The sequence below is a fragment of the Variovorax sp. P1_H12_2 genome, from assembly GCF_056405335.1.
This window is the reverse complement of the sequence record NZ_JBFUCI010000490.1, coordinates 1-4,358: the sequence shown is the minus strand read 5'-3', so window position 1 is coordinate 4,358 and position 4,358 is coordinate 1. Positions and strand designations below refer to the sequence as shown.

General features: G+C 68.7%; 5 protein-coding genes. 1 reads left to right on the top strand and 4 read right to left on the bottom strand.

The annotated features are described in order from the left end of the window. Positions 1 to 94 precede the first annotated feature (94 nt). The 4 genes from AC1D2K_RS30800 to AC1D2K_RS30785 are packed head-to-tail and all read right to left on the bottom strand — an operon-like array spanning position 95 to position 3,072. Positions 95 to 877, bottom strand: coding sequence for an SDR family oxidoreductase (locus AC1D2K_RS30800; protein ID WP_478093743.1), 783 nt, complete (start codon positions 875 to 877; stop codon positions 95 to 97). A 4-nt stretch (positions 878 to 881) separates the two neighbouring features. Then, the gene (lptC, locus tag AC1D2K_RS30795) at positions 882 to 1,526 is read right to left on the bottom strand and encodes an LPS export ABC transporter periplasmic protein LptC (protein ID WP_478093741.1); all 645 of its coding nucleotides are present in this window, start codon (positions 1,524 to 1,526) and stop codon (positions 882 to 884) included. Beyond that, positions 1,523 to 2,071: a KdsC family phosphatase gene (locus tag AC1D2K_RS30790; RefSeq protein ID WP_478093739.1), complete on the bottom strand. Its 549-nt coding sequence runs from the start codon at positions 2,069 to 2,071 to the stop codon at positions 1,523 to 1,525. Before AC1D2K_RS30790 ends, lptC begins: the two co-directional genes overlap by 4 nt. Beyond that, entirely contained in the window at positions 2,071 to 3,072 is a 1,002-nt protein-coding gene (locus tag AC1D2K_RS30785) for a KpsF/GutQ family sugar-phosphate isomerase (RefSeq protein ID WP_478093737.1), read from the bottom strand. The genes AC1D2K_RS30790 and AC1D2K_RS30785 overlap by 1 nt, the downstream gene beginning before the upstream one ends. Before the next feature lie 89 nt (positions 3,073 to 3,161). Here AC1D2K_RS30785 and AC1D2K_RS30780 point away from each other — a divergent pair. After that, positions 3,162 to 4,358, top strand: a 1,197-nt coding sequence (locus tag AC1D2K_RS30780) for a cation:proton antiporter (RefSeq protein WP_478093735.1), incomplete at its 3' end; no start/stop codon positions are given.

The window sequence follows — 4,358 nt, the reverse complement described above, 5'->3', positions numbered from 1 at the left end:
GGTGAAACACCGCGGAACCGGCTTCGCCGGGCCGCCGGTGTTGCCCCCGGCAGGGGGTGGGCGGCTACACGCAGTGAGCCAACCTGGGGGCGAGCTATCCCTCCCGGCGCTTGCGGCCGCGGCCCTGGACCACGCGATCGAACAAGGGATTTGGCAGCATCCGCATGAGCTTGGCGACCACGCCCATCTGCCAGGGGATCACGCGGTAGCTGGTGCCGGCCTCGATCGCACGGAAGGCACGGTCGGCGAACGCCTCCGGCGGCAGCAGGAAGGGCATGCCGTAGCGGTTTCCCTGCGTCAGCGGCGTGTCGACATAGCCGGGACACAGCGTGACCACCTTGACGCCGCTGGCGCGCATCTCGCCGCGCAGGCTTTCGCAATAGGCCACCACGCCCGCCTTGCTGGCACAGTAGGCGCCGTGCCCGGGCAACCCGCGGATGGCCGCCACGCTGGCAATGCCCACGAGGCGACCGCTGCCTCGCGCCGCCATGGCGGCGACGAAGGGGTGGAAGGTTCCGGCCAGGCCAAGGTTGTTGGTCGCGAAAGTCCGGGCCATCACATCGAGATCGCCGCGTTCGGCGGTGTCCATGCCGATGCTGATGCCGGCGTTGGCGATCACCACGTCGGGCACACCCTGCTGCGCGATGCAGGCGGTGCCGGCCGCCACGATGCTGTCGACATTCGCCACGTCCGCGCCATAGATCCTGAAACGGGCAGCGTCCAATCCACGTGCTGTCGCCCAGGCCTCGAGTTCCGAGGTGCGCCGCGCCACCAGGGCCAGGCGGTATCCGTCCCGATAGAAGCGCGCCGCCAGCGCCTGGCCGATGCCGCTGGAGGCTCCGGTGACGAACAGCAGGGGATGGGCTGACGCGTCCATGGCGTCAGCGCTTCGGCCCTGGCTGTGCGGCCTGTGCCGGAATCAGGAGACCGCGCACGCGACCGTGCAGATTGGCGACGCCGGTGAGGCTGTCGTAATCCATCGAATCGGCCGTGAAATGGTCCGTTCCGCGCATCAAGGTGACGGGCTGGTTCGACTTGACCCGCTCGGTGTCCAGGAAGGCGTGCAGGAACTCACCGCGAAACTCGAGCCGGGGCAGCAGCGTTCCGTCTTGCGACTTGGCCGCGTCGCGGATGATGATCGCATTGCCGAAGAGCTGGATCTCGCTCCCGTCGCCGTTCGACACGCCGCGATCGGCCGAGCCGTGCGTGACCAGCCCCTCGAGCGAAATGGAGCGCCAGCGCACCTGATCCACCTCGAGGGTGTCGGTGTCCGGGTAGTGCCGCCCCTCTTTGCCGAACACCTCGCTGCGCAGGTCGCCGTTGGGGAGGAAGTTCTTCACCGAGAAGCCGCGCATGAAATAGTCGGGTTCGTGCGTCGGCGCCTCCTTGGGCACGGGCGCGAGGAATTCCGGCGCATTGCGCACCAGCCAGTAGGTACCCAGCGCGAGCACCGCGGCCAGGATGATCGGCAGGTAGATCGTCAGGCGGTCGAAGGCATCGCGCAGAACGCTCCAGGTCGACTTCATTCGGTGAAGCCCCGCGCCTGGTCCAGCAGCCGCCGGTAGTGACCGCCAGCAGTCAGGAGCAGGTCGCAGAATTCGCGCGCCGCGCCTTCGCCGCCGCGCGCCGCGGTCACGTGGCGCGCAATGGCGCGCACCTCGGCATGGGCGTTGGCCGGCGCGGCCGGGAAAGCGACGCGCGAGAGCACCGGCAGGTCGGGCCAGTCGTCGCCGATCGCGGCGGCCTGGGACCAGTCGAAGCCGAGTTGCGCCAGCATGGCCTCGGCGGCCGGCAGCTTGTCCTCGGTGCCGTAGCGCACGTGATCGATGCCCAGCGCCTGCAGGCGCACGCGCAGCGGCTTCGAGTCCCGGCCCGTGATCACGGCCGGTGTGATGCCGGCCGTGCGCAGCAACTTGAGGCCGTAGCCGTCCAGGATGCTGAAGCGCTTGAGCGTTTCGCCATGCTCTGTGAAGTAGACGCCGCCATCGGTCAGCACGCCGTCGATGTCGAAGAAGGCGATGCGGATGTCCTGGGCGGCGAGCAGGGTCTCGGGCTTGAAGTCGATGCCCATCAGATGACTTTCGCGCGCATCAGATCGTTGATGCTGAGCGCGCCGATGAGGACACCTGCGGCGTCGACCACCAGCACGCTCGTGATGCGATGCTGCTCCATCAGATCGGCCGCTTCGGCGGCCAGCGCATCGGCGCGCAGCGTACGAGGACCGGCGTGCATCACGTCGGCCGCCGTGAGGGCGCGCAGGTCGGCGCCGGTCTCGACCTTGCGGCGCAGGTCGCCGTCCGTGAAGATGCCGATCGCGCGGCCGTCGGGTCCGACCACCGCGGTCGCACCAAGCCCCTTGGAACTCATTTCACGCATGATTTCGCTCAGGCTGGCTTCAGGACCGACGCGCGGCACCTCCTCGTCCGAACGCATGACATCGCTGACGTGGGTCAGGAGCTTGCGGCCCAGGGCACCGCCGGGGTGCGAGCGGGCGAAGTCCTCGGTGCCGAAGCCGCGCGCATCGAGCAGCGCCACCGCCAGCGCATCGCCCAGCGCCATCTGCGCGGTGGTGCTCGCGGTCGGCGCCAGGTTGAGCGGGCAGGCTTCCTTCTCGACGCCGCTGTCCAGCACGATGTCGGCATGGCGCGCCAGCGTCGAGTCGCGCCGGCCGGTCATCGCGATCAGGGGTACGCCCTGGCGCTTGACCACCGGCAGGATGGTGGTGAGTTCCTCCACTTCGCCGCTGTTGGAGATGGCCAGCACCAGGTCGACCGCCTTGATCATGCCGAGGTCGCCATGGCTGGCCTCGGCCGGGTGCACGAACATCGCCGGCGTGCCGGTCGAAGCGAGCGTGGCCGCGATCTTGCGGCCGACATGGCCGCTCTTGCCCATGCCCATGACGACCACGCGGCCGCGCACCTCGAGGATCTTCTGCACCGCCGCAGGAAAGGACGGCCCGAGTCGGTCCTTGAGGCCGAGCACCGCCGCCGCTTCGATGTCGAAGGTCGTCCGGGCGCGCGCCAGCAGCGCTTCGGGGTCGGTCACGGGGATCACGGGAGGGCGGGAGCTCATCGGCGGATTTTATCGGCCGGGCATGCCATGGCGGCCGCGAGGACGAATTCGCCCCGGATGCAGGCAAGCGTGTTGCTAGCATGCAGGCCATGTCCTCGCTCGATCTCACGCTGATGTATTTGCTCGCTGCGGTGATCGGCGTGGTGATCTGCCGCTCGCTCAGGCTGCCGCCGATGCTCGGCTATCTGTCGGCCGGCGTCCTGATCGGTCCGCACGCGCTGGCGCTGGCCCAGAACTCGGAAGGCATCCGGCACCTGGGCGAGTTCGGCGTCGTCTTCCTGATGTTCGTGATCGGCCTGGAGTTCAGCCTGCCCAAGCTGCGCGCGATGCGTCTGCATGTCTTCGGCCTCGGGTTGCTGCAGGTGATGCTGACCATCGCGGTCGCCACCGGCGGTGCGTTGCTGATTTCCTCCTGGCTGCCGGCCGCATGGCGGCTGGACTGGCAGGCCGCGCTGGTGTTCTCGGGCGCGCTCACGATGAGCAGCACGGCGATCGTGGTCAAGCTGATGGCCGAGCGCCTCGAAATCGACAGCGAGCACGGCAAGCGCGTGATGGGCGTGCTGCTGTTCCAGGATCTCGCGGTGGTGCCGCTGCTGGTGCTGATCCCCGCGTTGGGCGCACCGCCGGAAGCGCTGCTGAAGGCGCTTGGCCTGGCACTGCTGAAGGCCGGCTTCCTGATCGCCGTGCTGATGTATGGCGGCCCGCGCGTGATGCGCTGGTGGCTCACGCTGGTGGCGCGCCGGCGCAGCGAGGAGCTCTTCATGCTCAACCTGCTGCTGATCACACTGGGCCTGGCCTGGCTGACCGAGCTCGCCGGCCTGAGCCTGGCGCTGGGCGCCTTCGTGGCCGGCATGCTGGTGTCGGAAACCGAATTCAAGCACCAGGTCGAAACCGACATCCGGCCCTTTCACGACGTGCTGCTGGGCCTTTTCTTCATCACCATCGGGATGTCGCTCGACTGGCACGTGGTGGTCGAGCGCTGGGCGCTGGTCGCAGCGTTGCTGCTGCTGCCGCTGGCCTTCAAGCTGGCGCTGGTGACGGCGCTGGCGCGCGGGCTCGGCGCCACCGCCGGCGTGTCGCTGCGCACCGGCCTCTACCTGGCGCAGGCCGGTGAGTTCGGCTTCGTGCTGCTGGCGCTGGCCCAGGGCCAGGACCTGCTGCCGGCCTGGCTGGCGAACCCGGTGCTGGCCTCGATGGTGCTGTCGATGCTGTCGACGCCCTTCATCATCATGTACAGCAACAGCATCGTGCGCAAACTGGTTGCCAGCGACTGGCTGCAGCAGCAG